This window comes from Sporomusa sp. (assembly GCF_057736855.1).
The window spans coordinates 1-3,726 of record NZ_JBYKYF010000300.1 but is presented as its reverse complement, the minus strand read 5'-3'; the positions used below and the strand labels follow the sequence as shown (position 1 = coordinate 3,726).

Genomic DNA, 3,726 nt, shown 5'->3' with positions numbered 1-3,726 from the left:
CCAAACTGGCCGTGTTAATTGACAAACGCGCAGCAGATCGGCTTGTTTCTTCCTATAGGGGGGAAACTGAAATAGTGGCTGGTGAGGAAGGACTGCTAGAAGCTGCTACGTTTCACCAGGCAGATACTGTTTTGACATCACTGGTTGGTTTTGCCGGTCTGAAGCCAACCATTGCTGCCATTAAAGCCAAAAAAAATATTGCTCTAGCTAATAAAGAAACCTTGGTAGCTGCTGGCCAGTTAGTTATGGATTTAGCCAAAGAATATAATGTCAACATTTATCCGGTTGACAGCGAACATAGTGCAATCTTTCAGTGCCTGCAAGGCGAGAATAAAAACCATATTGGGCGGATAATTTTGACTGCATCCGGCGGTCCGTTTCGCGGGCGTACTGCTAAGGAGCTAGTGCATGTTACTGTAGAAGACTGTCTGAAACATCCTAATTGGTCTATGGGACGAAAAATCACCATTGATTCAGCAACTTTGGCGAATAAGGGGCTAGAAGTCATTGAAGCCAAATGGCTCTTTGGCGTGGATTATGATAAAATCGAGGTTTGTGTTCATCCCCAGAGCATTATTCATTCTATGGTCGAATTTGTTGATGGTAGTGTTATAGCCCAAATGGGAATACCCGATATGCGTCTGCCTATTCAGTATGCACTATCGTATCCCGAGCGCATAGCTTCCCAATTTCCACGTCTTGATTTTACTGCGCTTTCAGCATTGACATTCACTGCACCTGACACGGAGAATTTTCCAGCCTTAAAACTGGCCTATGTTGCTGGGAATATGGGCGGAACCATGCCGTGTGTTTTCAACGCTGCCAACGAAGTAGCTGTCTATGCATTCTTGGATGAAAAAATTGGTTTTCTTGATATCCCGCAGATTATAAGGTATACTATGGAAAAACATTCACTTGTTGCCACTCCAGATTTGGAGCAAATACTTTTGGCAGATACATGGGCGCGCCAGTGTGCATTCCAGGCAGTGAATGATTTTGGAAGAAAAGTTTAACCAATTTTTGAAGGGGTGGTTAACGTTTGTCTACCGTTATTGCAACTATCTTTGTTTTTGGTTTGTTAATTCTTGTCCATGAACTTGGTCACTTTATTACTGCAAAGAGCGTGGGTATGAGGGTGGATGAGTTTGCGATAGGCTTTGGACCCAAGCTAATAAGCAAGAAGATCGGTGAAACCATATACTCTCTTCGCATCATCCCGTTAGGTGGCTTTAATAAAATTGCTGGTATGGACCCAGATGAGGAGCAGGATGAACGTTCGTTCAATGCTAAGCCTATCTGGGCGAGAATATTGGTTATTGTGGCTGGTTCTGCTATGAATCTTGTGTTGCCTGTCATATTGTTATTCATAGTATTTATGAGTGCCGGCATTGACACCCCTTCTACGCAACCAATCATTGGTAAGATATTTCCCAATAAGCCCGCTGCTAATGCTGGTTTGCTGCCTGGTGACAAAATTGTTTCCGTTAATGGTAAGCCTATTGAAGTATGGAGTGACTTTGTTAGTGTTATTCATACAAATCCAGGTAAAAACCTTACCATAACCTATTCGCGAGGCACTGAGCAAAGCAAAACAGTAATACTGACTCCTGAATATGATGAAAAGACGCAGCGGGGAATTATTGGTGTTATGCCAATCATTCAAAAGTATCAGCCAGGTGTGATTGAGTCTATCGGATTAGCCGCTAAACAAACCTTGTTTGTCGCCAAAAGTATGATTATTGGCATTGGTGAGATGATTACCGGTAAAACTGCCGCTGATGTTGCCGGACCAATAGGTGTTGCGCAAATGGCTGGTGAAGTCGCTCAGCTTGGAATTATTCCTTTACTGCAGTTTGCTGCTTTTCTAAGTATTAATCTAGGTCTGATTAATCTATTGCCTGTGCCGGTTTTAGATGGTGGTCATGTTGTCACACTTGCGGTGGAAGGACTTAGAGGTAAGCCTTTGAATAGAAACCAAATGCAATTTATCCAGATGATTGGCTTTGCATTGCTGATGCTTTTATTTGCGGTGGCAACTTTTAAAGATATATCACGATTAAATTTATTTTAAGCTGGTGATGATGTATGCAACGCAGGCGAACGCGCCCAATACAAATTGGCAAAATAACTATAGGTGGTAATGCACCGATTTCAGTACAATCCATGACTAACACTCGTACCGAAAATGTTACTGAAACGGTTGCACAAATTAAGCGCCTGCTTGATGCCGGGTGTGATATTGTTCGGATTGCTGTACCGGATATGAAGGCTGCTCAAGCTATTGATGCAATTAAATCAGCGATAGAGGTTCCGTTGATAGCCGATATCCATTTTGACTATCGTTTGGCGCTTGCGGCTATTGAGCGCGGGGTTAATGGCCTGCGCTTAAACCCAGGGAATATTGGCGATGCTGATCAGGTAGCAGCGGTTGTTAAAGCAGCTAAACAGCAACAAATTCCTATTCGCATTGGTGTTAACGCCGGATCTTTGAGTAAAGATTTACTTGCCAAACATGGTGGAAGACCGACAGCAGAAGCGATGGTTGAAAGTGCATTGCGGCATATCCATATTTTAGAAAAACATGATTTTAATGATATAAAAATATCGTTAAAAGCCCATGATGTACCGTTGACTATCCGTGCTTATCAACTTATGTCAGAAGCAGTGGATTATCCTTTGCATCTTGGCATAACCGAGGCTGGAACAGTACGCTCAGGAGTAATTAAGTCGGCAGTAGGAATTGGAGCGCTGTTGGCTCAAGGAATTGGAGATACTATTAGAGTATCATTAACCGGTGACCCAGTAGAAGAGGTTCGGGTGGCCAATGAGATTCTTAAGTCATTAGGTCTACGGCAATATGGACCTACGCTGGTATCTTGTCCAACTTGTGGTCGCTGCCAGATTAATTTGGTGGATATTGCTGAAACCGTGGAAAATAAGCTGAAATCCTGCAGCAAACCCATTACTGTTGCAGTAATGGGGTGTGTGGTAAATGGACCTGGGGAAGCCAAAGAAGCGGATGTCGGTATTGCCGGAGGCAAAGGCGAAGGACTGCTATTTCGTAAGGGTGAAATTATTCGTAAAGTGCCGGAGGGTGAACTGATTAACGCATTATTTGCTGAAATTGATAAACTGAATAAGGAGGCTGACAACTAATATGCGTGTTTCCCAATTATTTGCACCCACATTAAGAGAAACCCCGGCTGAGGCCGAAGTAATAAGTCATCAATTAATGCTTAGGGCTGGATTAATTCGTAAGGCTGCTGGTGGAATTTATTCCTACTTGCCATTAGCGTGGCGGGTTTTAAAAAAAATTGAAGCCATTGTGCGCGAAGAAATGGACGCTAAAGGCGGTCAGGAACTGGCAATGCCAATCATTCAGCCAGCAGAAATGTGGCAAGAAACTGGTCGGTGGAATGTGTACGGTGATGAAATGTTTCGCCTCAAAGACCGTCACAACCGCAATTTCTGTTTAGGTCCCACTCATGAAGAAATGATAACTACTCTTGTAAGAAGTGATGTGCGTTCATACCGTCAGTTGCCGCTTTTGTTGTATCAGATTCAAAATAAATATCGGGATGAGATCAGGCCAAGGTTCGGTCTTATGCGGGGACGCGAATTTATTATGAAAGATTTGTACTCATTTGACCGGGATGAAGCAGGTCTTAATGAAAGCTATAATAAAATGTATGATGCCTATTCAAAGATTTTTACCCGTTGCGGCCT

Annotated in this window: 4 protein-coding genes; all 4 read left to right on the top strand. The window is 43.1% G+C overall.

Translation table 11 applies throughout. The features are described from left to right. On the top strand, positions 1-1,013 hold a 1,013-nt coding region (locus AC29Z1_RS15025), incomplete at its 5' end, for a 1-deoxy-D-xylulose-5-phosphate reductoisomerase (RefSeq protein WP_488272268.1). 26 nt (positions 1,014-1,039) lie between these two features. Continuing rightward, the gene (gene rseP / locus AC29Z1_RS15020) at positions 1,040-2,071 is read left to right on the top strand and encodes an RIP metalloprotease RseP (protein WP_488272267.1); all 1,032 of its coding nucleotides are present in this window, start codon (positions 1,040-1,042) and stop codon (positions 2,069-2,071) included. Positions 2,072-2,085: 14 nt separating this feature from the next. After that, a complete protein-coding gene (ispG, locus tag AC29Z1_RS15015; RefSeq protein WP_488272266.1) occupies positions 2,086-3,156 on the top strand; it encodes a flavodoxin-dependent (E)-4-hydroxy-3-methylbut-2-enyl-diphosphate synthase in 1,071 nt (356 codons plus the stop codon). Between the two features lies 1 nt (position 3,157). Then, positions 3,158-3,726, top strand: a 569-nt coding sequence (gene proS / locus AC29Z1_RS15010) for a proline--tRNA ligase (protein WP_488272265.1), incomplete at its 3' end; no start/stop codon positions are given.

Excerpts from the sequence above, each read along its gene's own strand:
- ispG (WP_488272266.1), top strand. The coding sequence starts at position 2,086 with ATGCAACGCAGGCGAACGCGCCCAATACAAATTGGCAAAATAACTATA.